16 protein-coding genes and 1 riboswitch are annotated in these 24,606 nt (G+C 54.1%); of the genes, 13 read left to right on the forward strand and 3 right to left on the reverse strand.

Features of this window, described 5'->3' with window-relative positions; translation table 11 throughout:
* Positions 1-9: 9 nt before the first annotated feature.
* The 4 genes from QET40_RS03655 to QET40_RS03670 all read left to right on the forward strand — a co-directional run bounded on the left by QET40_RS03655 (position 10) and on the right by QET40_RS03670 (position 2,598).
* A complete protein-coding gene (locus tag QET40_RS03655) occupies positions 10-837 on the forward strand; it encodes a TatD family hydrolase (protein WP_280125824.1) in 828 nt (275 codons plus the stop codon).
* 55 nt (positions 838-892) lie between these two features.
* Positions 893-1,360: a LysM peptidoglycan-binding domain-containing protein gene (locus QET40_RS03660; protein WP_280125825.1), complete on the forward strand. Its 468-nt coding sequence runs from the start codon at positions 893-895 to the stop codon at positions 1,358-1,360.
* A 21-nt stretch (positions 1,361-1,381) separates the two neighbouring features.
* Positions 1,382-2,098 carry a L,D-transpeptidase gene (locus QET40_RS03665; RefSeq protein ID WP_280125826.1) on the forward strand — a complete coding sequence of 239 codons (717 nt, stop codon included), beginning with the start codon at positions 1,382-1,384 and terminating at the stop codon, positions 2,096-2,098.
* 293 nt (positions 2,099-2,391) lie between these two features.
* On the forward strand, positions 2,392-2,598 hold the full coding sequence (locus QET40_RS03670; protein ID WP_280125827.1) for a hypothetical protein: 207 nt from the start codon (positions 2,392-2,394) through the stop codon (positions 2,596-2,598).
* 154 nt (positions 2,599-2,752) lie between these two features.
* Here QET40_RS03670 and QET40_RS03675 read toward each other — a convergent pair whose 3' ends face one another.
* Entirely contained in the window at positions 2,753-4,066 is a 1,314-nt protein-coding gene (locus tag QET40_RS03675; RefSeq protein WP_280125828.1) for a carbohydrate porin, read from the reverse strand.
* 426 nt (positions 4,067-4,492) lie between these two features.
* On the opposite strand from QET40_RS03675, the gene QET40_RS03680 reads away from it, so the two are divergent.
* From QET40_RS03680 to QET40_RS03690, 3 genes are all read left to right on the forward strand, one after another.
* Positions 4,493-4,879 (forward strand): metal-dependent transcriptional regulator, encoded by a 387-nt coding sequence (locus QET40_RS03680; protein ID WP_280125829.1) that lies wholly within the window; start codon positions 4,493-4,495, stop codon positions 4,877-4,879.
* Positions 4,880-5,073: 194 nt separating this feature from the next.
* Positions 5,074-5,224, forward strand: a riboswitch (cobalamin riboswitch).
* Positions 5,225-5,257: 33 nt separating this feature from the next.
* Positions 5,258-9,478: an autotransporter outer membrane beta-barrel domain-containing protein gene (locus QET40_RS03685; RefSeq protein ID WP_280125830.1), complete on the forward strand. Its 4,221-nt coding sequence runs from the start codon at positions 5,258-5,260 to the stop codon at positions 9,476-9,478.
* Positions 9,479-9,763: 285 nt separating this feature from the next.
* A complete protein-coding gene (locus tag QET40_RS03690; RefSeq protein ID WP_280125831.1) occupies positions 9,764-10,312 on the forward strand; it encodes a hypothetical protein in 549 nt (182 codons plus the stop codon).
* Positions 10,313-10,381: 69 nt separating this feature from the next.
* Here QET40_RS03690 and QET40_RS03695 read toward each other — a convergent pair whose 3' ends face one another.
* Together QET40_RS03695 and QET40_RS03700 are read right to left on the reverse strand one after the other, a co-directional pair.
* Positions 10,382-11,770, reverse strand: a complete 1,389-nt coding sequence (locus tag QET40_RS03695; RefSeq protein ID WP_280125832.1) for a DUF2851 family protein — start codon at positions 11,768-11,770, stop codon at positions 10,382-10,384.
* A gap of 22 nt (positions 11,771-11,792) precedes the next feature.
* The gene (locus tag QET40_RS03700; RefSeq protein WP_280125833.1) at positions 11,793-12,323 is read right to left on the reverse strand and encodes an STAS domain-containing protein; all 531 of its coding nucleotides are present in this window, start codon (positions 12,321-12,323) and stop codon (positions 11,793-11,795) included.
* Positions 12,324-12,489: 166 nt separating this feature from the next.
* Between QET40_RS03700 and QET40_RS03705 the strand changes: the two genes are divergently transcribed.
* The 6 genes from QET40_RS03705 (at position 12,490) to QET40_RS03730 (ending at position 24,558) form a co-directional block, all read left to right on the forward strand.
* Entirely contained in the window at positions 12,490-13,287 is a 798-nt protein-coding gene (locus QET40_RS03705; RefSeq protein WP_280125834.1) for a hypothetical protein, read from the forward strand.
* Positions 13,191-13,502, forward strand: coding sequence for a hypothetical protein (locus tag QET40_RS03710; RefSeq protein WP_280125835.1), 312 nt, complete (start codon positions 13,191-13,193; stop codon positions 13,500-13,502). The genes QET40_RS03705 and QET40_RS03710 overlap by 97 nt, the downstream gene beginning before the upstream one ends.
* Positions 13,503-13,676: 174 nt before the next feature.
* Positions 13,677-19,478 carry an alpha-2-macroglobulin family protein gene (locus QET40_RS03715; protein WP_280125836.1) on the forward strand — a complete coding sequence of 1,934 codons (5,802 nt, stop codon included), beginning with the start codon at positions 13,677-13,679 and terminating at the stop codon, positions 19,476-19,478.
* Between the two features lie 43 nt (positions 19,479-19,521).
* Positions 19,522-21,795, forward strand: coding sequence for a transglycosylase domain-containing protein (locus tag QET40_RS03720; protein ID WP_280125837.1), 2,274 nt, complete (start codon positions 19,522-19,524; stop codon positions 21,793-21,795).
* 91 nt (positions 21,796-21,886) lie between these two features.
* On the forward strand, positions 21,887-23,332 hold the full coding sequence (locus QET40_RS03725) for a sulfatase-like hydrolase/transferase (protein ID WP_280125838.1): 1,446 nt from the start codon (positions 21,887-21,889) through the stop codon (positions 23,330-23,332).
* A 2-nt stretch (positions 23,333-23,334) separates the two neighbouring features.
* Positions 23,335-24,558, forward strand: a complete 1,224-nt coding sequence (locus QET40_RS03730; protein WP_280125839.1) for a DUF2264 domain-containing protein — start codon at positions 23,335-23,337, stop codon at positions 24,556-24,558.
* Positions 24,559-24,606 lie beyond the last annotated feature (48 nt).

A 24,606-nucleotide genomic window follows, 5' to 3' on the forward strand; every position in this document is an offset into this window, starting at 1 on the left:
TTTCCCGCCATGCTCATCGATACCCATTGCCACCTGGCTTCCCGCCAATTCGCTTCCGACCAGCGCCATGACTTGATCCGGAGAGCCGTCGAAAACGGAGTCCTTCACATGGTCACCCTCGGTTCCTGCCAGAAAGACTGGTCAGGAAGTATCGAATGGGCAAGGGAATTCCCGGATGCCGTTTCCGCTTGTCTGGGACTGCACCCTATGGATGTCATGGAAACCACCGACGACTGGCCGCTGCAACTGGAGGCCATGCTCGCCGATATCACCCCGGCCGCCATTGGAGAAACCGGTCTCGATTATTTCTACCCCGCTCCCAGGGAATGCAGCGAAACCGTCTACAAGACCCGCCAGCACGAATCCCTGGAATACCACTTCGAACTGGCTGCCCGACTGGGGATCAACATCGTCCTTCATACAAGAGACCGTGAAGGAGACTCCTCCTTCCGGAATGCCCTATCCATCGCAAAACAATACGCCGGGCGGGTCCGTCCCGTCTTCCACTGCTTTATCGGCACAATCAGCCATGCACGGCAGATTTTCGACCTCGTGGACGGTTTGATTTCTTTCACCGGGGTTGTGACCTTCAAAAACGCCGGACACCTTCCCGACGTAGCTGCCTGGTGCCCGCCGGAACGCCTGATGCTGGAGACAGATTCCCCCTATCTCAGCCCGGTACCGTTACGAGGAAAAAGAAATGAACCGTCCCATCTCGTCAAGACGGCCGAATTCATCGCCAAACTCAGGAATGTTTCCCTGCAACAACTCTCTGAAATCACAACAAATACGGCCATCAGCTTCTTCAATATCCCAGGATTGAAAAAAAAGTTATAAAAACGCGCTCGCGCCTTGAATTGTCCCCCGTCATTCTGATATGCAATCTGGCAGCATGAAAGCGCAGTTCATTATTCCGGCATTTTGCGCGGCTCTAGCCGTGTCCTTCTCTTCCTGTACCCACCAAAACAGTGGTTATCCCGACGAACCCGAACTGGCAGATCCGATCGCCAGCGGCACCATTCCTCCGTGGATCGCGGAAAATGCAGACACGAGCGAAACCGGAGTCTACAACTCCGTTTCCGGAACTGACAATCCGTACACATACAATCCTCCCGCCAAGCCCAAGGTAAGCAACTCTTCCAGCAGCAAGAAGTCTGTTGCCAAGAAGAACACCAGGAGCGGCTCCAAAAAATCGACACCCAAGAGATCTTCCTCCAGAACCTACACCGTCAAGAAGGGTGACACGCTCGGAGCCATTGCCAAACGCTATGGAACAACTGTTACCGCCATCAAGCGAGCAAATGGCCTGAAATCCGATCTGATCGGCATCAACCAGAAGCTGTCCATCCCCCGCAAATAATTGCCGGGAGATCCCTTTCTTATGACAGCTACCTTTTATCGCTTGCTTCCTGTCCTTGGATTTTCCTTGTTAACAGCCTGTTCTTCCCTGCAGGAAGAACAGGTTGACGAGGTCGCTCCCCGGCAATTGAATAAGCAAGATCCTTCCTACGTTAATCCGTTTTCGCCGACAAGTTATGCCCACTTCGTGGCAAGCAAGGACTACCCTAAGACCTACGGCACCTATATCGACAAAACTCTCCTGAATCTGCCCGGCAAGCATCAGAAGAAAATTCACATCTGTCTTAAGGAACAGCGCGGCAGACTCTACATTGATCATCAGGTTGCCATCGACTTTCCGACTTCGACAGGCGTCAGCGCCTTCCCGACCAAAGCAGGAAATTATACAGTCATCGCCAAGGAAGTCGATCATACATCCAACTTGTACGGTAGAATGTACGATGCGGATGGCAAATGCATCGACTCCAACGCCAACGCAACCGATCCGGTTCCCGAAGGCGGTAAATTTGTCGGTTCTCCCATGCCGTACTGGCAGCGTCTGACAGGAGCCGGACTCGGACTTCATGTCGGCAATGTCCGCCGCCGTCCCGTTTCTCACGGTTGCATCCGCCTCCAGCCGTCCACGGCAAAAATCTTGTATAAGGAGACCTCCCTCGGGACTCCCGTCTTCATCCATCAGGATGTCGAAAAAGAGGCGCTTGATTACAAGGAAACCATTACTAAAAACACCAAGAAGTAAGTTCCAGAAAAGGACACTGTTTCTCCCGTGTTTTCAAAGGCTTCGGAGTTCAAATTCCGGAGCTCTTTTTTTTCTCTGGATTTCATCACCGGTACAATCCAATCCCATGCAGGGAACTCCGATGTCATTGCCGTTTGTCATAAATTCACCGTTTCCTAAACTGTTCACCATAACTCCATTCCGTGCGTTAAGTTTGCCTAACTTGTTGTTAGTCAATCCAAAAACCTTTCAACGAATGGACATACATGCTAATCTAACGATCAGCGGCTACAACCAGTCGCCTACAACAAATCATGAATCGATACATTTGCCTTATATTGAGCCTCGGCTGCCTGTTAACAGGGGCTTGCCAGGCAAACACCGCCCGCTCGGAAACCGTACAGAACCAATCCGTCACTGCTTCTACCCCGGGAAAAACTACGGTATCTTCGCCCGACAAGAAAACCCAACCCGTTCAGGAACACAGACGTTTCAAACGCCTCTCTCTTCCTTTGCGATAAACAAAAAACAACGCCGCTCCCCCCTGCTTAATTGAGAAAGCGGCGTTGCTGGGTCATCAAGACCCCTTCAATGCCGATGCGGAATAGAAGGATGAACTTCTCTATACATGCACGACAAGGAAGATGAAACGGTCATATGCAGACACATTCGTACTTACATCGTCACCACACATTGGATGGAGAAGATGCTGGCCGAATCCACATCATCGCGACCGGAAGGATTCTTCACATACTGGAAAGCGGGCTGAATCAGGCAATAGGGTGTGATAGAGAAACTATACGTACATTCCAGAATCATTTCACGGTCATGTGCAGAATGTTCTTCCGCCAGCGTATCGCCATCCGGCTTGCTCACGGAGAAACCGACTCCCAGGAAGTTGCCGTCGGCTTCCTTCAACCCCGTCATCACCTCCAACGGCTTCTTGAAAATCACCCCGGCCGAGGCCTGGACTTCCGCACCGCAGACATTGCCAACTTCCGCACTGCACCATCCGGCACGAGCAAATAGAGCAAAAGGGCTGTCACCGAGATCCTGTTCCAGGTTCAAAGCGACGCCTCCGTGATTCTCGCCATCCGCATGGAACATGAACGGTTGCAAACGGTAGGTTCCCGTTCCAATGCCTAAGGCCTTCTCATGCGTCCAGCCAATTTCACCAATCACATTGAAACAATCGCCCCGTGTATTGTGGAAGGGATTGCGTTGCGGTTCATTATCCATCATGTTGCCGCCAATTTGGACAAACCAATTCTCGTTAAACTGGTATTGCGTCACAAAACCGAAATTGGAATCCCCCAAAGGCAGCACCTGGTTATTCACGAAAGGCGCCCCGCCGAACTGTCCGAACGTACTGTTGGCATAGGTATTGGCGTCAAAGTAATTCGTTTGATTGACAATACCTCCCATAATGACGAGACGTCCATCCAGAAACCCTTGGGTGAGAAGAAGTTCGGGAATGTAAAAATACCCGTCCTCGAAAACGTCGCAATTGGCAGGACCACTTGCTCCCCACGAATCGTCAAGAGTCGTACGATGCGTGTGACGGTTCATAGCCACGGAACCGGAAAGCTCGCTCTTGATCCACGTGCCCTGGTGACGGTCGGAAGAAATTAATTGCAAACCGGCTTGTGCGTGCAACTTATACCAGCTCTGGGAAGATGCGGTTTCCGGTGCTGAATGCTGCCCCCGGGTATACAGAAATGCCTGCTCCAGCACAAATTGCAACCTAGCCTTCTCGTAGGCGCTCTTGTGCAAATCCGTCAATGCCCTGGTCAATGCATCATTGGGTATGGGCGTACTCTCATCGCCATATTCATCTCCGAACAAATCAATGTCATTCAGAATGGAGCCTTTGCCTTCGGTGGGGGCCTCCACTACCGGAGCGACGTCGGAAACGGCTGCCGATGCCAAGCCGACCATGCAAAGGCCGGAACAGGTCATCAGGGCGGGTATCAGGTAGCTAGTCTTCATAGTTCGTGCTGTTTCTTTGATAGTATTTGCCGCTTATGCTCCTCCTCCTCACGATCCACCCTTTGGATGGCTGACCCGGTTCCACCGCATCAGACCGAAAGCAGCAATTTCCCGGATTTCGCATGAGAAGGAGTCACGCAACACAGCAAAGTTAGCTTTGACTAACATTTAGTCAACTCTTTTCCTCGCCCCCCCTCTGAAACACCCTTGATCGCCCTTCTCTTTTCAAATACATAATACCATTATTATTAAATATTTATATGTAATCCATGCAGTAAAATTCTCCAGAAATAAAAATTAGTTCAATCTAATTTAAGACATTTGAAAGATCGGTTTCCATCGATATTCAGATGGATTTCAGAAGAAAAAATTGACTTCGAGTGTCTCGATCCCTAGTGTTGTTAGATAAACCTAACACTTGTTCTCATGCGCAAAAAAATCTCCACACTGGAACTGAGCAACAGCCTGGAAGACTATCTGGAAGCAATCCGCCACATTGAGCTGGAAAAAGGATGTGCCACGGTAGGAGATATATCCGACGCGTTGACCGTTACAAAACCTTCTGTTTCGCTTGCCATGAAACAACTAAAAGAACGGGGACTGGTGGCATACGAACAATACTGCCCCATCACGCTCACCCGGGAAGGCCGGAAACAAGCCGATCGCGTCATCTCTTGCCACAACATGGTGAAAGAATTTCTTATGAGCAAGATGGACATGGAAGAAGCGCGTGCGGATGAAGTTGCCTGTGGCATTGAGCATATCATGTCTCTGGAAGAAATTTCCCGGTTTCAATTCCTCTCCAGGAATTGACGGCAGCTGGATTGGAGGGCGTATTTGACATCCGCCAGATGAAGCCTGCGCATGGTTTAATCACAGGATATCACGGAAATTACCATTCTATTTCCCGGAAATAGTCCAGCATGATTCATATTCCCGCATATCACTCACAATCAGCAATATAATACATTCTCTACTTTAGGATTGTAACGGATGTCAAATCCGTTATCATGACATTCCTCTCTGGGAAGTCCGTCGCACGGACAGGGAATAGATGGGGAATCCGGTGTAAATCCGGAGCGGTACCGCCACTGTATGTGGGTTCCATGCCAAGGAATTCATGAAGCCAGATCGCCAGCCTGAGAGTTATTACTAACCGCCGGCGGGTTTTCCGGCAGTCTAGACCAAACCATGAATTATACTCCAGCGCTTCACTTGCTTGAAGCTCATCATGACGGGTTACCTTCCCTGAAAGGCAACGACGCATCTTCGTACCCATTCGGGAACGAACCGGCCTGCTCCTCCGGAATGCCCAGTCATTCCCGCCGCAGTGCCAGAACTATCCTCTGCGGACTAGCCCTGTCCCTTGCCGCTTCCGGCATGGTCGTGTCTGCCCATGCAGAAGATATCACCTCCCCGCTAGTAGTTGATGGAGCAGGAAATTATTCCTCTCCAATAACAGCTTACGGGTATACCCAACCCATCGGTACGATCAGTTCGACCATTTCGGCAACATCGTCCGCACATTATGCCTATGGGATCAGTGCCTCCAGTGCCATCAGTATTGATACCATCACGTCCAGTGCATCGATCAGTGCTTCAGTATCCGGGAACTACGCTTATGCCATCGCTACAACCTCGGGCGGGATCTCCATCCGGGATTCTATAGCCGGAGCCATCACCGCAAGCGTCAACAACGAAACTACCGGTGCCTCCGCGTACGGCTATGGAATTTACGCCAAATCCGGAGATATCGCCCTGGGAGGCATCCAGGCTAGCGGGAAAATCATCGTTGCCACCCCCCAACCGGAAAAGGCGGGCCGCCTCTACGGTATCTCCACCGAAAACGGCAGCATAGGTATTACCGGCTCCATCGACGGTACCGTCAAAGTGCTGGGCCATGGCACGACAGTTTACGGGCTGTGGGCTAAAACGGGAGATATCACCCTCGATTCCATCGGAAGTACGGGCAACATTGACGTCACGGGCAATTTCTCCTCATACGGCATGTATGCCAAAACCGGTTTAACTATCAAGAACGCCATTGCAGGAAATATCTCCGTCACATCGGAAACCGGCAATGTTGCCTATGCCTTGACGGCATTGAGCAATGACTCGACCATCCGCAGTAATCTTGTCATCGGATCCATCGCATCGACATCCAACATTTCCGTACAAACCGGGGGGTTTGAAGCCTGCGCTCTAAGCGCTTCCTATGGTTTCCTGGTCTTGGGGGACATCACCGTTGGCGATATGCCCGGTATCATTACCGTCAACAAACTGGGCAATATGGACGGCCATATTCATGTACAGTCCAAGAGCGAAGATATATCCAAGCGCCTTTCCGCCGTTGGTCTTGCCGCTCAATGGGGTATTATCACCGGAGACTTCGGGGAAGGCTCCAGTCTGACCGTTGAAAGTGCGGGAGCGGATGCTTTTGCCTTCTTCACGGGTAAAGACGGCGGATCCATGGCTGTCAATACTATCGCGACACTGGAAATTGGATCCGTCAATGGCAACATTTCTACATCGGCAGTCTCCGGCATCTCCGGAGCCATATATTCCGAAAGCAGCGTCACCATGGGAAATCTCGGAATCAACGGTTCCATCACGGCTTCCTCCTCGGACAAAGCCGCCGCATATGCCATATATTCCCATGGGCGCCTTACAACTGGGAAACTTGACGGGACCGTCCGGGCTACAACAGGAGGGGATTATTCCTTCGCAATTATGGGGCTTGGTATTACCACGGAAATTGGCGAACATGCCCAAATCTCCGCCACGGGAGCAGAGGGCTCCGACAAAGTTTATGCCTTGTTCAGCGGTTGTTACCAGCAAAATTTCGCTTCATCGGGCCAGATAATCGACGCAGCCAGCAGACAACTGAACATCTACAACCTGGCGGATATCCTGACACTCCACGCCGGTGCCCAAATTGACGGCATTGTCGAACTGGGAGGATCCGGCGACGGCCAGGATGCCATCAATCTCCTGGGAGGCACGACCGATTCCAAGGGTGTTTTCGACTACGACATCCGAACAACTATCAACATGGCTGAAAATCGTGGCGATACCGTTTCCTATGTTCGAATGGCTGTAGGAGCGGATCATACCCCCGCCCACTGGGAAATCACCGGACAAAGAGACTTGGTCAATGAACTGAACATTGGAGTCGGTTCCTCGCTGACCTCCTCCGATCTATCATTCCTGTGCGACGGAGCAAGTATCACCAACCAAGGAACCATCAACAGTACGGGAACAATCCACGTATCTGACGGACAAACATTTACAACAGGCAACCTGATCCTTTTCGGCAGTATCCTGACTCCCGTTTCCACCGGACTAAGCAGCAGCATCACCGTCACAGCCGATGCCGGAGCCGGATTGGGCACCACCATCGCAAATACGGGTGATACTACATGGTATATCAACGCCGAGCAGATTTTCGACGGTCAAAAAGCCTTATTCTCCCAGCTGATCAATGGGTTCAACCCAGACGATTACACGCTTTCCTACCTGCTTTCCGGCAAAATCCTCGCCGGTACCGACAAGCCGGTGGAAATTCCCGACGGCTCCAATGTCCAAATCGGAGAAGGATCTACGATCATCGTCGATTCGATCAAGGGAGATGCCTCCCTGACTCTCTCGGGAGGGACGGCGGATTTGTCCCAGTCAAACATGACGAGCGTGACCTCCAGCCAGGTTAGCGGCGAAAGCGGCAACCTCATCATGGGCAATGGACAGGAAATGGTCTGGAATGCCGCCGGAACGGCCGGTTACAGCATCTCCGGCTCCGATAGTTCCACTCCTGCCGGTAAATTGACCGTTAAGGCCAATAACGGTACGGTCAAGGCAACAGGCAGCTACATCGTTCAAGAAGCCGTCATCGACCAGTCTACGCTGGAACTGGACGGAAAGGATGCCATGTTGGGTACCCAGGGAGGCACCGTAACCGTGGGCAGCGAATCCCAGGCCGGACTCGTCCTGCGCGATGCCACCGTACAAGGGGCATTGACTGTCCACGAAGGCAGCCAGCTGAAAGGCAGCGGGACGTTCACCGACAGTGTCACCCTGTCGCAAGCCGGACTCTATGTCGGCAACAGCCCCGGTTACCAGGACTACCGGAACGGACTGTCCGTCGATAGAGGTTCCGTGACGTTCTTCATCGACGGCACGACACGCGCTACGACTAGCAACAAAGGAACCGGTACCTACTCCGCCATGGACATTCAGGGCAGTCTTGTCTGGAATGCACCGGAAGTCGTCCTTGAGCTGGGCAGTAACCTGCTGACGGCTGACAGCACGGACATCCGCCTCAATCTGATCGATGCCTCGGGAGCTTCCTCCGTCACGGGAACAGACACTCCCGTTTTTTCGAAGCTTGACGGAGCAACGGACATTCTCAAGGAATACTCCCTCTCATGGATCGGCAATCAGCTGATCATGACGGGAACCATTGACCGCCAAACGGCCGAATCCATCAAGGTAGCCGAGGCAAGCACCCTGGCCAACGCTTTATGGAGCAGCACCCGGAGCGTCTCCAACTTCTCACATACCGCCTCTTCCCAGGCCAGCCTCCCCCATCAGGGACGCGGCAATGTCTGGGTCGCCGGACTGGGTGACTTCACCAGCATGTCCAAGAATGGCAGCGGGTTCGATTACAATGGAGGCGGCTATACCGTCGGTGGAGATTATTCCTTCGCCAAGGCATGGACTACCGGATTGGCCGTCGGCCAGACATTCGGTTCCAACAAGGCCGACAATGGGCTTGGGAAGATCGACCAGGACGCCATGATGGTCGCCCTTTACGGAAGCTATCTCAAAGAAGTCAACGCCCGGAATACCTGGGGCATCAAGACTGCCTTTGCCTACGGATCCATTGAGAACAAGGCGGATACCACTGTCATCGGCTCTCCGGCCCATGCCAAATGGGACGACAACGTCTTCCAGTTCGCTCTTCAGGCAACCTGGGAAATCAAGATCAACGACAAGCATAGCCTGACTCCGTTCGCGGGAATCGACTTCGTCCATGGAGCACAGGACGACTTCACCCAAAACTACGGCACAGGCCGTATCAGCTACAAAGACGGTTCCATGCAAAACTGGAGCGTCCCCGTCGGCATTACCTGGAAAGCCCGCTATGGTCTTGGCAACGGACAGTGCCTCCTGCCCTTTGCAACCGTAGCCTATGTCGGAGACGTATCCCGCAACAATCCTTCCGTCAAGCTGGATTCCTATGGTGATACGATCAAGGCCGACGGTATCCATCCCGGACGCAATGCCCTCAAAGCAGGAGCCGGTGTAAACTGGGTCATCACCCCGGAATGGTCCATAGGAGCAGCCTATGACCTAGAATACCGTTCCGGCATGCTTAACCAGGGTTGTAACGCCTCCGTGCACTACACATTCTGATCCCGGATCCTATCTGGAAACAGCATCAAAAAACAGGAAGGGGTTGTCTCACAAACGGGTGAGACAACCCCTTCTTTAATGGAAAAATCCGCCGTTTTCCGATTCCGGGTAGAATTTCGCCGCGGCACATCTTGTCATTCATATAAATTATTTACAAATAGTTGGGAATAAGACAATTCGACATTATTTGTCAAACGTTCTAAAAATCTCTATTGTTTAACAGTCGGCTGCATTCAGCAACAACCGATTCCATATAAAAATAATAACCAAATAGAAAACAAATATATGAGTACAAGTTCAAACTCAGACGTATTCTCCGACTCAGTAGCACACATCTACGATCCGCCTTCCGCAACGGGGCCGGATTTTCCTCCGTATCTTTTCGGAGATGAGGAGTTGGGGCTTTTCCCCGGATTCGTCACCCTGCTCGAAAACGGAAAAGCCTACTGCTACATGAAATCCAACAAAAAATACTTCAAAATAGGAGGCGACCAAAGCTGGGTGAAACCGGCTGTCGTCACGACGAGATTCGTCAATAACGAGTATTACCTCGATATCACCTGTCACGACGGCCAAGTTAAAGACCGGACCTGTTTCTGGACAGTCACCGTCGCCGACAATGCGGACGACGTCAATAATCCGAGAACACCCTATAAGAACACCATTACCATCACGCAACGGAGTTCTTCCAGCATGCCGCCACCGTCCAGTTCCTTGGATTCCAGCGGATCCGGTGATGAATACAGTTCCAGCTCATGGGCTGATCCCTACCCTGATGATCAGGTTCTGTCTTCCAGTTCATCGTCTTCATCCAGCTTCTGGTTATATTGCTAACCTATCTCCCGTACCTGTTGAGATAACAGCAGGTACGGGATCATTCCTGGTATCCATTGCCCATTCTCGTCACAACCATTCCGGGACTTGTGATGGGAGCGGGCATTTTTCACATGGGGATTTACCACAAAAATCCGCATCAAGCTGCAACAGAGCCTGGTGCATCCAGGCTTTGCGAAGCCATTGCCCGGAGTCGTCCCGTTTTCCCAACAGGCGCATAGCCGCTTTTTCAACTCGTGAACTCGTCTGCCCGGCAGGAATTTGCAGATAAAGATTCCAAGCTTCCGGAGTATCGTCCATGGGCAGAACATGATTGATGACAAAGTCCAGAGAGCGATCCTTCCCGATCAAGGAAAGAGGGGATGTCCGGCGATTGGACGGCAGCGTCGTATGGAAACTCCAATAAGGATGCCGTATACCCGCCAGGAATTCCTGCAAACTCCGAACACATTTCATGGAGCACAACGCATGCAACTCATCCAGCCGGGAGGCGAGCACGGCTAAAGCCGCCACACGCCTTTGGGGATGGTTGGCGGGACGAATTCCCGACAAAACCCATCTCACGGCCCGTTCCGGGGCCAGTTCCAGGCGCTCCCTGTTCATCCACCAGCAATCCCAGAGTTTCTTGTGGTAAAGCCTCGTTTCGTCAGAACACGATTCCGGGAGGACAGGCACCAGGAAACCAGCCGTTCCAAATAAAAAAGCCTCGGAATTACCCCTGATTTCCTTCAGAGGAGCCCTCCGCACCAAATGTTTCATGGCAGCCTTGTTGGCATGGTAGCCAAGCGTTTCCGCCAGAAGTTCGAAAAGAGCCTGTTCCTCTCCCACCGCTCCGGCCAGTATGCGCCAAGCCTTCCTCTTGCGTTCCATGCGGTAAGCAGCCGCAGCCAGCATCACACGCTCCACCTGGCTTGTCGACATTGTTTGAAACAAAGGAGAACACGCACCGCACGGGGGTACGAAAACATCCGAAGCCGGCAATGCCGCCGCTTCGACCAGGATCCTCTCCGGAATGACCGCCAGAGGCACCCGGGTGTGCCGGGAATTACGTGTAAACCATCCATGTGCCGGCGGAAGGCAGGAAACATGGAGTACAACCCGGTCAAACGCCGGATTGCAGCCATGGCGGTGTTCCTCCCAGTCCTCGGGGGTGGCATCCAATTCCACATCTCCCCGGACGACATCGCCATCAAAAGCAATACGGGCTCCTAAAAAGTCCGGACCGGCATTCCTGTTCCAACTCCCCGGATCCAGCACAGCAACCTTGCGACCAGAATCATCGGTAAACTCCCGTCCCAGCAATCCCTCCAGCCAAAGAATCTGAATTTGAATTTCCGGAGGAAGATCTGTCCGATCCAGCCGGTATTCCCGGACACAAGACGCATGTGTCCATTCCGCATAGGAAAAGGCAAGACTTCCGACACCGGAATCTCCGGGCCATGATCCGGATACGTCCATGAAACGATAATTCTACAGGTAATCAGGACTCGTCGGAATGTTTATCGAGCTCCTTGCGAAGGCATTCCGTTACCATTTTAAACTTGGCGGCATTATCTTCACTCAATTCACTCAGCGTCAAATGAGAATCTAAAACGTGCCTCGTTTGCTCCACGCCGCGCAGGGGAGCGTCTCCCAAAACGGCTGGTTGAAGATGATTGCGGATCTGATCCAAATGGCCGCGCCAGGGAGCGGAGGGAGGCTCTATATCCAGCAGGGCATCCAGGCCAAGGCCTTCCAGAGCCGCACGGGCACGATCCGTAGGGGAGGCGATCTGCACACTGCCGCCCAATGGAATCAAGCGCCGTGCAATGCCGGCTAATGTCCCCATAAATGTAGAATCAACGCCAACGCAGACTTCCAGGTCAATGATCACAAATCTGCCGCCGTCGTTAATAAAAGGTTCAGCAATGTCCTTGACCAGCGGACTGTTGGCAAAGGAGCCGCGGCCCGAGCATCGAATCCAGAGGAAGTCGTCAATGTGACCGAATAGTATGGAGGAATCTGTATTCACGATTATCAAATTCTTGGGAAACTTAGCTCATACCCTACCTCTTTTCCATAGTCAAGGAGAGACTTGGATTCCGCCCGATTTACAGACAAAAAAGTAATGTTTCCTCCTTTTTCCACGGCGAGCTCCTTTTGCGAAGGAATGCATGGGGAAAGCCGTACAAAATGGCATGGCACAATTGATGGATGGCAATGGACAAGTACTCACCCAAGGAAAGATCGACAAGGGCATGGCTAAACTCAGTATCCCGGAAGGAACCGACATCATCCGCATCAACTCGGAGAATGATGCCCTCACTCAACCGTTCGACCATTCCAGTTTGATGGAAGATTCTTCCTCGGACCCGTTCCGTAATCGTCATAATATTGACTTGTTAAGCTTTTATGCTGAAAACGTCAAAACACTCCCCGGTGAATTGGATCTCCCTGGAATCGACATCGACCAGTATGATCTCCGCCAAGTATATATGTTCACCGGCCGAGGCATGTACCAGCCCGGAGAAACAGCCCATATCAAAGGACTCGTCCGCAATTTAAGAGGTAATACCATCGGTATGCCCACACAGGAAAACGCCGTTCTTTCCATCACCGGGAAGGATGATCAGGGCAACGACTTCAAAGGAAAGCCCGTGCAGGATTCCTCAAAACCGCCCCTGCACCGACACAGGATGTCATCCTCGGCTGGAAAAAACTGTCGCCCAATACTGCTGCCAGCGTCCCCACCGATGGCAAATCCGTCAGCCAGACACTCCCCTTCCCCTGCAAGGAAGCAGGCAGCCTCGCCGTCTCCGGTCACGGGAGAGCCTACGTCCATATCCAAGCCGAAGGCAAGCCCGGGCAAATCGACTTCCCCGGCGTCACAGGCAAAGGCATGCGCGTTACACGTACCTATGAAGTGCTGCAAGACGATAATACATGGAAGGCGGCCTCCGAGTTGCACCTTGGAGACATCGTACGCATCTCTCTGATCGTCACCACGAAGCGGGCGGGTTGCCGCAATGTCGCCATTGAAGACAACATGGGAAAGGAGGATTCCTTCCAGACCACCTACCTCGCCCGCGTCGTTCGCACCGGGGAAGCAACCACTCCACCCGCCAAAACCGAACTCATGTACGAACCCCAGGTGTACGGATTGTCCCTCAGCGAACGCCTGTTCATCACTCCCGGGAAAGAAGAAAAATGATCCTTCGTGAAAAACGACGTAAAGCCGGATAAAGTTCTTGTAAATCAAGTATTTTTTACCCATAAAAACGGACAAATGAATGTTCGCTTTTATGGGGTTTTGTTAAGCCTTTTTTTCACATCTGCCATTGTAGCGGATGCTATCCCAAAAGTCATTTACCATCAAAATGGTGAGATGATGATGAAGGATAAAAAAATGCTGATTGTCTTCGATGAAGCCGTCGTAGAACGAGAACAGGTGGGTACACCCGTATCAAGCGATTTTCTGAAAACGGAACCAGCCCTGCAATTCGAAGCCACATGGGAAACCCCGAACATCACCGCCATCACCGTTGGTGAAGAGCCTCCCTTCCGCTCCATCTACACATGGAAGGCAGATCCGTCCGCGCGTTACATCTCCGGTAATGCTCTGCCTGAAGTACTGAGCCAATCCCATGGCAAGCTATTCAACGATTTTTCGGTCGAGACATTCAGTAACCGGGGCAGGCTTCCCATTGTGTATATCAAGGCAGCCATCCCCATCACAGCCGATCAGTTCGAGAAGCCCGTGTTCACGGATAACTCCAACAAAGAGACCATCCCGGCCAAAGCCATAAGATTCACTGTCGCCGAAGCCATGGAGCTGGAGAAGAAAAACAACTCTTTTTACTCCCAAGAGCTGAAAAGCTGGCTCCAGAAGAACAAGGGATATGCGCCGGAAGATACCGTCCCGGTCGTCCTGGGCTTCATTCCGGAATCACCCCTGACCATCGGTCATCGCTACAGTGTCACCATCCGCGAACAAGCACCACCCGCGCCCTTCGACAAGCCCAAGAAAGGAGCAACAGTGCAGATACTCGACATCAATACATTTGCGATTAATTCCGGCTACGTGACAAACAATGGCAAGAGATTCATCTTGCATACATCCGTCCCCATTGCCACGAAAGATATATTCGACATTTTCCGGGACAAAATCACCATCTGGGCGGACGGCAAGGAAGCTGTCAACACCCCGAACGGCCTTGCCAAAACAGTCCAGCTGGGCGATGAGGAAATAACCTTTTATCTGGACTCCAATAAAGTCGTTCAACCGGATGAATATGGCCGTAGCGGAGGTAGCTTCACCTCAAGCATCCCAATTGCCATCGATGGCGATACGCCCTTTAAATGCAAGGTCAAAGCCGAAGGACTGGTCGCCATCGACGGACAGTACCTTTCCAATGAGAGGTGTGGCGCGGAGGCTGAAGTCAGACAGGACGATCCGTCCGTCGATCTGGATGCCGGCAACTCCATCATGCTGGCGGATGGAACGCACAGCTTCCAGATCGACTACAGCATGCTCGAGAATATCAGCGTGAAGGCCAAAAAACTGCCTTTCTCGTATGCCCCCCAGGCTCTCGCCCATTATTCCCGCTACTATGAGAACGCCGGAGACGACCGCAAAGACGAATCTGTCAAACAAAGGGAAATGCGCCTGCTTCCTTACGATCTCCTGCCCTATGAATTCGAATCCCCGGAAGTTTCTATTGATACTACCGCAGGCAAAATGGCACTTTCCTTCGACGAGCTCTTCTCCCGGAGAATTGCCCCGGGAATGTACCTCGTCAACATCACAGGCAACGCCCCGGAAAACACCCTGAAAGCCTACAAAAAATTCGGTGGGAACGGGTGGGATTCCTTTCGCTTCTCCGACCGCGACACCGTATCCTGCACGGCACAGGCACTCGTCCAGGTAACTGACCTGGGCATGTTGTGGAAGCGGGCAGGAGACACCATCTCCGTGTATGCCTACAGACTCTCGTCCGGCAAGGCCCTCCACAACGGCAATTGCCAGATCACCAACAACAACGGCCAGGTATTGGCTCGCGGAAACATCAAGAATGGCTTATGCAAGATGGAGGTGCCCGACAATGCCGAGATGCTCCGTCTGTTCTCCGGCAACGACTCGCTGACTCTCTCCCTGGATCAAGGACAGATATCCACCTGGGCCTCCGACATCGTCCAGCCCCCCTACTGGATGGATGAATCGAAGGAGGATCTGGCGAAGTTGCCCCGCCGCACCGTATTCATGTTCACGAACAGAAACCTGTACAAACCCGGAGAACAGGCCCACATCAAGGGAATCGTCCGCTCCCTGCGCGGCAACGATATTCTCGCCGATACTGATGAGTATGCCCAGGCCGTCTTCTCGATTCAGTCGCCAGCCAATGGACAAACCTTTGCACAACAGCCCGTTCACATCTCGCCGGAAGGTACATTCGACATTACCGTCACCTTTCCCGACGATGTCACGGGCGATTACACGGCTACCCTGTACTTCCCGAAGAACAAGAAGGACAAAAAGGCGATCTCGTTCTACGATGATGCATCCTTCAACGATCTTGACTACGCGCAACGCCAATGGGAACAGACCAACCGAGAGTTCACCATCGACATCCCGGTTCACGAATTCAAACGCCAGAGCTTCGAGGTCGCCATGGACATGGCCCCGCTTCAACCGGGAGCCACCACCGTTCCCGTATCCGCCACCGCCATCAATCTGACGGGCATCCCGGCCTCCGGAGCCAAAGTAAGCTGGTTCCTGAGATCCCGCCCCGTCAATTTTTACCCGAAAAACCTGTCCGATTACGAATTCGGAGATTATCGCAATGGAGACTCCGACTACTGGGCTCACTACTACGGCAGGAATGACGACTGGCACAGCATGTCCCTCTCCGACACCCAAACCGGAGCCATGGACATGGAAGGCAAGGCTCGCGCTGCACTCTGTTTGTCGCGCGGCAAGCAAAACCGAGCCCAAAAGCTCGAAGCATCCTGTTTCGTCACCAATGGCAACAACACTACCGTCTTCCGCTCCGCTTCCACCCGCATCGACCCCGCCAGGGTTTACGTCGGACTCAAGCGCAATTCCCGTCTGATCAGCACGGATTCCCCCCTCAAGCTGGACTTGATCGCCGTCGGCCTCGACGGCAAGCCGTACTCCCGCGATCTTCCCGTCAAAATCGACGTAACACGACAGATCTTTACCCCCACCTGCTACCTCTCCGGAGAAAATACGACGGTCAAAAACGAAGACGAACAATTCAGTGTATTCTCGGATGAAACACTCATCCAGGCTCACCCGGCACACCCCGAAGCAATCCTGCCGAAGCGCGTCACCATTCCCGCCAACCTGCCGGGTATCTATACCGTTACCATCACCGGGCAGGATGAAGAAGGCCACCCCTTCCTCACCGCCACCAAATACTGGGTGTACGGCGATGGGCGTTCCCCCTGGCTGTATCGCAACGGTCTGGGAATGACACTCGTCCCGGACAAGACGCTTTACAAGGCAGGTGACACAGCCAAAATCCTTCTCCAGACCCCAATTGAAGGTGACGTAGTCGTCATGGTGGAACGCGATCGCGTCATGAGGACCTTCCGCAAGCGAGTCACCCTGACGGACAGCACGGTCGAGGTACCTCTCGAAGAAGGCGATGCCCCCAATGTCTATGCCTCCATCTTTCTGGTCAAGGGAGCCATCGACAGTGAACGCATCGCTGGCATGCCCCAGTTGAAACTCGGATACTGCTGCCTCAAGGTTGACCCTGAAGCATACCGCCTCAAGGTCGCTTGCAACACGCCTAAAGCCAGCGTCCTGCCCGGCTCTCAGCAGAAAATTTCCGGGGTAGTTACCGACTCCGCCAACCAGCCCGTCAAGGGAGCCGAAGTCACCCTCTTCGTCGAGGATGAAGGCATCCTCTCCATTCTGGGATACAAGAACCCCATGCCCCTGGACCACTTCTACCAGACGCGCATTCTAGGCGTCAAAACCCACTCCCCGCTGGGGCGGCTTCTGGATGAAAACCTGACGTCGAGAAGCTTCGACAATAAAGGCATCTTCGTCGGCGGCGGCGATGCGCTCAACATGCACTCCGATCATACCGATCTCCTGCGCCGCAACTTCAACCCCAGCGCATTCTGGAAGGCCGACCTGGTCACCGACGACAAGGGTTCCTTCCAGGTCAGCTACACCAACCCGGATACCCTGACGCGTTACCGCGTTGTCGCCGTTGCCGTCCAAGGCGCGCGCTTCGGTACGGGCACATCCGCCTACGTCGTCAGCAAGCCCGTGATGGCAGAACCCGGAACGCCGATGTTTGCCTCGCAGGGAGACGAACTGGAACTTACCGTCGAGCTCTCCAAGACCTCCTCCCGCCAAGGCAAATGGCAGGTAACGCTGGAATCGGCAGACCCGTCTATCGCCCGCATCAACACCGCCTCCTGCACACTCACCATCCCGGACAAAGGCACGGCCACCGCCTCGCTCCCCGTCACCTTCACGGGGACCGGAGAAGCCGCCCTGACCTGGATTGTCCGCCCGGTTGACGAACAGAACAAGCCCCTGCCCGAAACCGATGCGGCGGGACTCTCAGACCGCGTGGAATCACGCTTCCCGGTCACCTTCCCCGCCCCTCTGCTTCGAGAACGCCACACCTTCGTCCTCGACCAGTCAACGACGTGGGATCCCGCCGGGGCACTCACGCCCGAATTGCAGCAAGTTAAAGGCTCGCTGAATGTGGAGTTGTCCTCCTCCCCGTTGGTGTTCACGGCGGACAGCATGCGCTTCCTTCTGAACTACCCATACGGGTGCTTGGAGCAGGTCTCCTCCGCCATGGTACCATGGATCTACGCCGATGTCTTCTCGAAGTATTGCCCGGACTTCCCGACCTATACCACGGCCAAGCGCAAGAATACCCTCAACAAGGCTGTTGCCGACCTCCTGACGAGACAGGGGTCGAACGGGGCTCTCCCCTACTGGAACTCCGGGGAAAGCAATTGCGTGTTCTCTCCCTATGCCGCCCTCGTTTTGATGCTGGCCAAAGATGAAGGAATCCCCGTTCCGGAACAGGCTCTGAAAAGGCTCAACAAGAGCCTCGACAATCTGCCCCACGTCGATGCCAAGCCGTTGGCACAGTGGGTGCGCGCAAAGAGCAAACTCCTGACCGAAGCCGACTTCAACAAGCTGCTCGACTCAGCGGGTAAAACTGGCTCGCGCTCGGACATGTTGCTGGAAATTCTCGCCCTTTCGGAAAGTCCCGTGGGAAATCACCGCAGTGCCGCCACCGCCATGCTGGACCGTCTCCCCACGCAGGAAGAAAACACCGTTTGCGGCAACATTTCCCCTGCTTTGGAACTGCTCGCAAGAACGGCTCTGAAGCCGCAGGGGACAGATACGCTGCAGTGCCTCGACAGACTCTTCCAACCCTATGCTTCCGGTACCCGTTTCAACACGACCTGGAAAAACGCCTGGGATCTCATCGCCATAGCACACTTCCTGAAAGATGCCAGTCCCACCCAGCAGGATGCCACTGTCATCTGGAACGGTCAAACGACTGGCAGCCCCCTCACCGTACCCGCCAGTGGACAAGCCGTCAACCAGTCCCTCCCTCTGCCGTTCACCACGCCGGGCAGCTTCACCGTCTCCGGCGAAGGCAAGGTCTTCGGTCACTGTCTGGCGCAGGGCAAACCCACCCGCATCGACTTCCCCGGCATCACGGACAAGGGCATGACGGTTCTCCGCAAATACGAGATCATGGGCAAGGACGGTCAGTGGACACCCGCCTCGCGCTTCGTCGTGGGCGATACGGTGCGCATCACGCTGGAAGTCATCCCGACAGACCAGGGTTACCGCTACGTCGCCATTGAGGACAACATGCCTTCATCTTTCGAGGCTATCAACCCCGGGCTCCAACAAAATCCCGAAGCCATGCCAGACGGCTTCTCCTATCCAAGGGAAACATCCAACCTGCAATTCTTCAAGGACAAGGTCCGTTTCTTTGTGGACGATATGCCGGAAGGCCGCTCCTTCCGAGCCTCATATCTGGCACGCGTCGTTCGCGCCGGCCAGGCGACTGTTCCCCCAGCCAAGGCGGAGCTGATGTACGAACCTCAGGTATATGGATTGTCGATCAGTGAACGTTTCACCGTCACCAACAAAGAAAGCAGCAAATAAAGCATCTCCCCGGCTTCTGCTCCCGGTCGCCCGAAAGCTTCTCATGACAGTGGGAGGACTCGTGCTTGGAGTCGCCTTGTTCTGGTGGGGACTCCCGTGGTTCTTTCCTATCCCGGAGGCGCTTCGGGAACCGCTGATGAAGGGACTGGTCGTTCTCGACCGGAATGACGAATTAATCGCACGCATCCCGGACAAAGAACACAAACTCTCCCTTCCTGTGGGTATGGAGGCAATGCCTTGCGAGCTCGTCCAGGCCATTCTTGCCGCCGAAGACAAGCGCTTCTTCGAACATGACGCCGTTGACTTTATCGCCACCTGCCGCGCCGCAGGCTCCCAACTGGGCATCGGGAAGGGCATTCCCTCCGGGGCATCGACCATCAGCCAGCAACTCGTCAAAATTTCGCGTCCTAAATCGCGGCGTTCCATCCCTGTCAAGTTAAGGGAGATCCTCACGGCCAGGCGGTTGGAAATGAGTAAGGACAAGACATGGATCCTCAGGGAGTACTTGAACCGTACGGACTTCGGAAGCATGGCCTTCGGCGTGGAAGCAGCTTCGATCAAGTACTTCGGCAAGAGCGTCTCCCAACTATCGCTCGCACAGTGTGCGTTGCTGGCCGGCCTGCCCCAGGCACCGGGACGCTACAACCCCATCCTCCATCCCGACGCGGCGAGAGCTCGCCGCAACTACATCCTTACCCGGATGCAGGCCGAAGGAATGATCACGGAGGAACGGGCGACTCGTGCCAAAAATGAAGAAGTGGGCCTCGTCCGTACACTTCAGGGAAACCCGGAGATACCGTCTTCGATCGCCCCGCACTTCGTCTCACGGTTGTTGCGTTCCGGCAAAACGGGAATCATCTCAACAACGCTGGATGCCGGCATCCAGCGTCGGGCTCAAGCCATCGCCATCGAAGAAATGGGACACCTCCGCAACAAGGATGCCGGGCAGGCTGCGATCCTCGTTGCCAATCACGCCACCGGAGAAATCCTTGCCTGGGTCGGCTCCACCAACCGGCTGGATCCGAAGGGAGGCTTGCTGGACGGTGTCGTCACCCCTCGTTCTCCCGGTTCTACGCTTAAACCGTTCGTATACGGTATGGCATTTGATAACGGGGCGGCATGGCCCGGGCAAATCATTCCGGATGTCCCCTCCGAATTCCGCGATGCAAAAGGAACAAGTGCCCCAAAGAATTATAATGACCGCTACTCCGGTCCCGTTTCCGTCCGGAACGCCCTGGCTTGTTCCCTGAACATCCCCGCCATGCGCATCCTGAATCTGGCTGGTGGCACCGGAGCGCTCGTCAACGTACTACGCCAAGCCGGGTTCACTACCATCAACAGACCAGCCCGGGAATACGGACTGGGCCTCTCCATCGGCAACGCCAACGTCTCCCTTTTGGAACTGGTGCAAGCCTATGCCCTTCTCGCCCGGGGCGGCATGCCCGTCACATTGTACTGGGACCGCCTCAATCCTCCCGTCCGCACCTCAGGAAAACACGTTTTTTCTTTGGCAACCTGCAAGGCCCTGGCAGACATCCTCTCCGACTCCCAGGCGCGAGTAGAAGCATTCGGCATCGGAGGACCGCTTGACCTCCCTTTCCGAACAGCCGTCAAAACAGGGACATCCTCCGACTTCCGCGACAATTGGTGCATCGGCTTCACCGGACAATTCACCGTCGGCGTCTGGGTCGGCAATTTCGACTTCCGAAGAATGAAGGCCATAAGCGGGGTCAGTGGGGCAGGCCCTATCTTTCACCGCGTCATGGTCGCCTGCGCCAACGGCTCCAACCCGGGTTTCCCCGAAACGAAACAGGGACTTGTACGCGTACGCGTCGATAAACGCAACGGTCTGCTCTGGCCATCTACCCCACTCCTTTCCCCGGACTGGGCACAGGACGAATGGACATTCCCGAATCGCATCCCCGCCCAGGCAGGCCCTGAGAACTACGACGACCAGGGCAATGCCATTCTCGGCAGCGAATATGCAGACTGGTTCCGCAACGCCGAGGATTCCGATAAAGCCGGACTAGTTCTCAACGCCTCTCTGCCGTCCAGCATGGAAAGGCCGAAAATCACCGTCCCCCCTCCGGGAAGTGTGCTGGTTCTTGATCCCGATCTTCCGGACGGGGGACGGTTCCTGCATTTAAAAAGCAACCTTCCGGTTGACACCACCGTCTGGGAGTCCGACACGCTCACCGTTACTTTCCGTCACGGACGTCCGGTTGCAGAACTCATCCCCGGCAAGCATACCATCCGCGCTACGCACCAACCCTCCGGCACTACCTGCAAAACGTCGTTTACCGTCAGGCAACTCTAGCCGGTCGCTCTTTTTTCCGATTAGGAATAACAATTTCCTTTTCATTGAATATCGTGAAAGATCATTCTATTAGTCTCAGTAGATAATCACAATGAATCTCACTCTTTCTCTTTTTTCATGCCTGGCGGGAGCCTGCCTGGCCGTGTCCACAGTAGCCGGTGCCGCCGACCAGCCACCGAACATCCTGTTTATTTTCGCGGACGATCTCGCCTACGATGCTTTGGGAACTACTGGCGACGGAAGCGTCCAAACGCCCCATCTGGACAAATTACGCGATCAAGGTTGTTGTTTCGAACAAGTCTTTAACCCCGGCTCATGGACACCCGCCATCTGCCAGGCCAGCCGTACTATGCTAAATACGGGCAAAACCGTCTGGAAAGCCGCCAAATACAACAGAGCCAAGGACAAAACCCCCTTATGGCCGGAACTGATGCACCAAGGCGGCTACGAAACGTATTTCACCGGCAAGTGGCACGTCAAAAGCGTCAGTTCCCAACAAGTATTCGACCATGTCGGAACCGAGCGCGGCGGCATGCCGGAACAAACCCAACTCTGCTATGACCGGAAGTTCATCCCCGGCAAGCCAGATGCGTGGAGACCCGACGATCAAAGCCAGGGTGGCTATTGGAAAGGCGGCAAGCATTGGAGTGAAGTCGTCGCCGACGAAGCCTGCGGTTTTCTGAAGCAGGCAGGGAAATCCGACAAACCCTTCTTCATGTACGTTGCTTTCAACGCTCCTCACGACCCTCACCAGTCCTACGCCAAGTACCTCAACAAATACCCGGTAGACAAGATCAAGCTTCCCGAAACCTTCATGCCCGAATATCCCTACTGCAAGGGGATAGGAGCCGGCCCCAAGCTGCGCGACGAATGGCTTGCCCCCTTCCCTCGGACACCTCTTTCCATCAAGACCAACCGCAGGGAATACTACTCCATGATCACCCACATGGACGACCAGATCGGACGCATCCTGGATACGCTCGCCAAGACTATCAAAACGCCCACCTATGTCATCTTCACCGCCGACCAGGTCATTGCCATGGGCGACCACGGCATGATCGGCAAGCAGAATATGTACGAACCTGCCATCCGCGTACCTTTCTTCATCGTCGGACCGGGAATCAAACGCAACTCCACCGTCAAGACGCCTATCTATGTCCAGAGCATCATGCCTACGACTCTGGAACTGGCCGGCATCCCCAAACAGGATCATATCGCCTACCCCAGCCTGACAGACGAACTTCACGGCAAACAAGTCCAAGAACAGAACATCTACGGGTCCTATATGGCCACCCAGCGCATGATCCGGACATCCGAATGGAAAATGCTCATCTATCCGAAAATCAACAGAGTCCGTCTCTTCAACCGTAAGGACGATCCCGTCGAAATGAAAGACCTCGCGGAAAATCCCGCCTCAATCCCCACGATGAAAAAACTCTTTGCCGAACTCAAAAAGCTGCAAAAGGCGCAGAACGACACCATGAACCTCGAACCTTCCTTCAACGCTTTTATCCAATCAATTCCCCCCCAGTCCTAACCATGACAACGATCTCACGCCTCTTCCTTACAGCCGCAGTCCTTCTGGGCATAGGTCCCCTCCATGCCGCAGACACACATTCCAACGGAGCGAAAGAACGTGCCTACTGGGTCCAAAGCCTAACGAAAATTGCCGATCCCGTCTTGACAAATCTAGCCAACAATACGCTCCGTAAAAACATGCCCATCGTTGCGCGCACCAAAAACCGCTCACCCTTCGCCCATCTGGAATCCTTCGGGAGACTGGTCTGCGGCATCGCTCCGTGGTTGGAACTCGGTCCGGACAACACGCCGGAAGGCCGGCTCCGCAAGAAATACATCGATTTGACCGTCAAGGCGATCACCAATGCCGTCGATCCGGAGTCTCCGGATTTCATGATTTTCGACAAACCCTCCCAGCCATTGGTCGATACGGCATTCCTCATTCAGGGTATCCTGCGTGCCCCGAAACAACTCCTTGCCAATCTCGATGAAAAAACGCGCAACAACCTCATCGAGGCCATGAAAAAAACGCGCCGCATTACTCCGGGACAAAGCAACTGGCTTCTATTCGCCTCCATGGTTGAAGCCGGACTCCAGGAGCTCACGGGCACCTGCGATTCGAAGCGCCTGATGGACGGAGTCGTTAAATTCCGCGACAAATGGTACTATGGCGACAGTACATATGGCGACGGAGTCAAAGTCCATAACGATTACTACAACAGTTTCGTCATCCAGCCCATGCTGACCGACATTCTCCGCATCATGGAGAAACACAACATGGAAGGGGCCGACTTCCTCCCAACCCAATACAAACGTCTTGCCCGGTACGCCGCCATTCAGGAACGGCAAATCTCGCCGGAAGGCACCTACCCCGTCGTCGGACGCTCCATTACGTACCGCTTCGGCGCATTCCATGCCCTTGCACAAGCCGCGCTTCTGAACAAGCTGCCTTCCGGAGTCACTCCCCAACAGGTTCGCTGTGCCCTGACCGCCGTCATGAAACGCCAGATGGAAGCCCCCAACACCTTCGACAAGAACGGCTGGCTCAACATTGGTTTCTGTGGCAGCCAAATCAATATGGCAGAATATTACATCAATACCGGCAGCCAGTATCTGTGCTCCGCCGTCTTCCTCCCCCTCGGCCTCGCCCCCGAAGCGTCCTTCTGGAAGGCTCCCTGTAAGGATTGGACGAACAAGCAGGCCTGGAGCGGAGGCGATGTCGGCGCCGACCATGCCGACAATTGATCCCGCACACACGCAAAGCTCTCCTCAAACACAAAATCCCCGTGCGCT

Origin of the sequence: Akkermansia sp. N21169 (assembly GCF_029854675.1) — a bacterium.
Classification (GTDB): domain Bacteria; phylum Verrucomicrobiota; class Verrucomicrobiia; order Verrucomicrobiales; family Akkermansiaceae; genus Akkermansia.

Bases quoted from the DNA above. Each gene is read 5' to 3' on its own strand.
- QET40_RS03695 (WP_280125832.1), bottom strand. From the start codon at position 11,770: ATGGACGTATCCGGATCATGGCCCGGAGATTCCGGTGTCGGAAGTCTT.
- QET40_RS03705 (WP_280125834.1), top strand. From the start codon at position 12,490: ATGGCACAATTGATGGATGGCAATGGACAAGTACTCACCCAAGGAAAG.
- QET40_RS03680 (WP_280125829.1), top strand. From the start codon at position 4,493: ATGCGCAAAAAAATCTCCACACTGGAACTGAGCAACAGCCTGGAAGAC.
- QET40_RS03720 (WP_280125837.1), top strand. From the start codon at position 19,522: ATGACAGTGGGAGGACTCGTGCTTGGAGTCGCCTTGTTCTGGTGGGGA.
- QET40_RS03660 (WP_280125825.1), top strand. From the start codon at position 893: ATGAAAGCGCAGTTCATTATTCCGGCATTTTGCGCGGCTCTAGCCGTG.
- QET40_RS03685 (WP_280125830.1), top strand. From the start codon at position 5,258: ATGAATTATACTCCAGCGCTTCACTTGCTTGAAGCTCATCATGACGGG.
- QET40_RS03710 (WP_280125835.1), top strand. From the start codon at position 13,191: ATGCGCGTTACACGTACCTATGAAGTGCTGCAAGACGATAATACATGG.
- QET40_RS03675 (WP_280125828.1), bottom strand. From the start codon at position 4,066: ATGAAGACTAGCTACCTGATACCCGCCCTGATGACCTGTTCCGGCCTT.
- QET40_RS03725 (WP_280125838.1), top strand. From the start codon at position 21,887: ATGAATCTCACTCTTTCTCTTTTTTCATGCCTGGCGGGAGCCTGCCTG.
- QET40_RS03730 (WP_280125839.1), top strand. From the start codon at position 23,335: ATGACAACGATCTCACGCCTCTTCCTTACAGCCGCAGTCCTTCTGGGC.
- QET40_RS03690 (WP_280125831.1), top strand. From the start codon at position 9,764: ATGAGTACAAGTTCAAACTCAGACGTATTCTCCGACTCAGTAGCACAC.
- QET40_RS03715 (WP_280125836.1), top strand. From the start codon at position 13,677: ATGATGATGAAGGATAAAAAAATGCTGATTGTCTTCGATGAAGCCGTC.
- QET40_RS03670 (WP_280125827.1), top strand. From the start codon at position 2,392: ATGAATCGATACATTTGCCTTATATTGAGCCTCGGCTGCCTGTTAACA.
- QET40_RS03655 (WP_280125824.1), top strand. From the start codon at position 10: ATGCTCATCGATACCCATTGCCACCTGGCTTCCCGCCAATTCGCTTCC.
- QET40_RS03665 (WP_280125826.1), top strand. From the start codon at position 1,382: ATGACAGCTACCTTTTATCGCTTGCTTCCTGTCCTTGGATTTTCCTTG.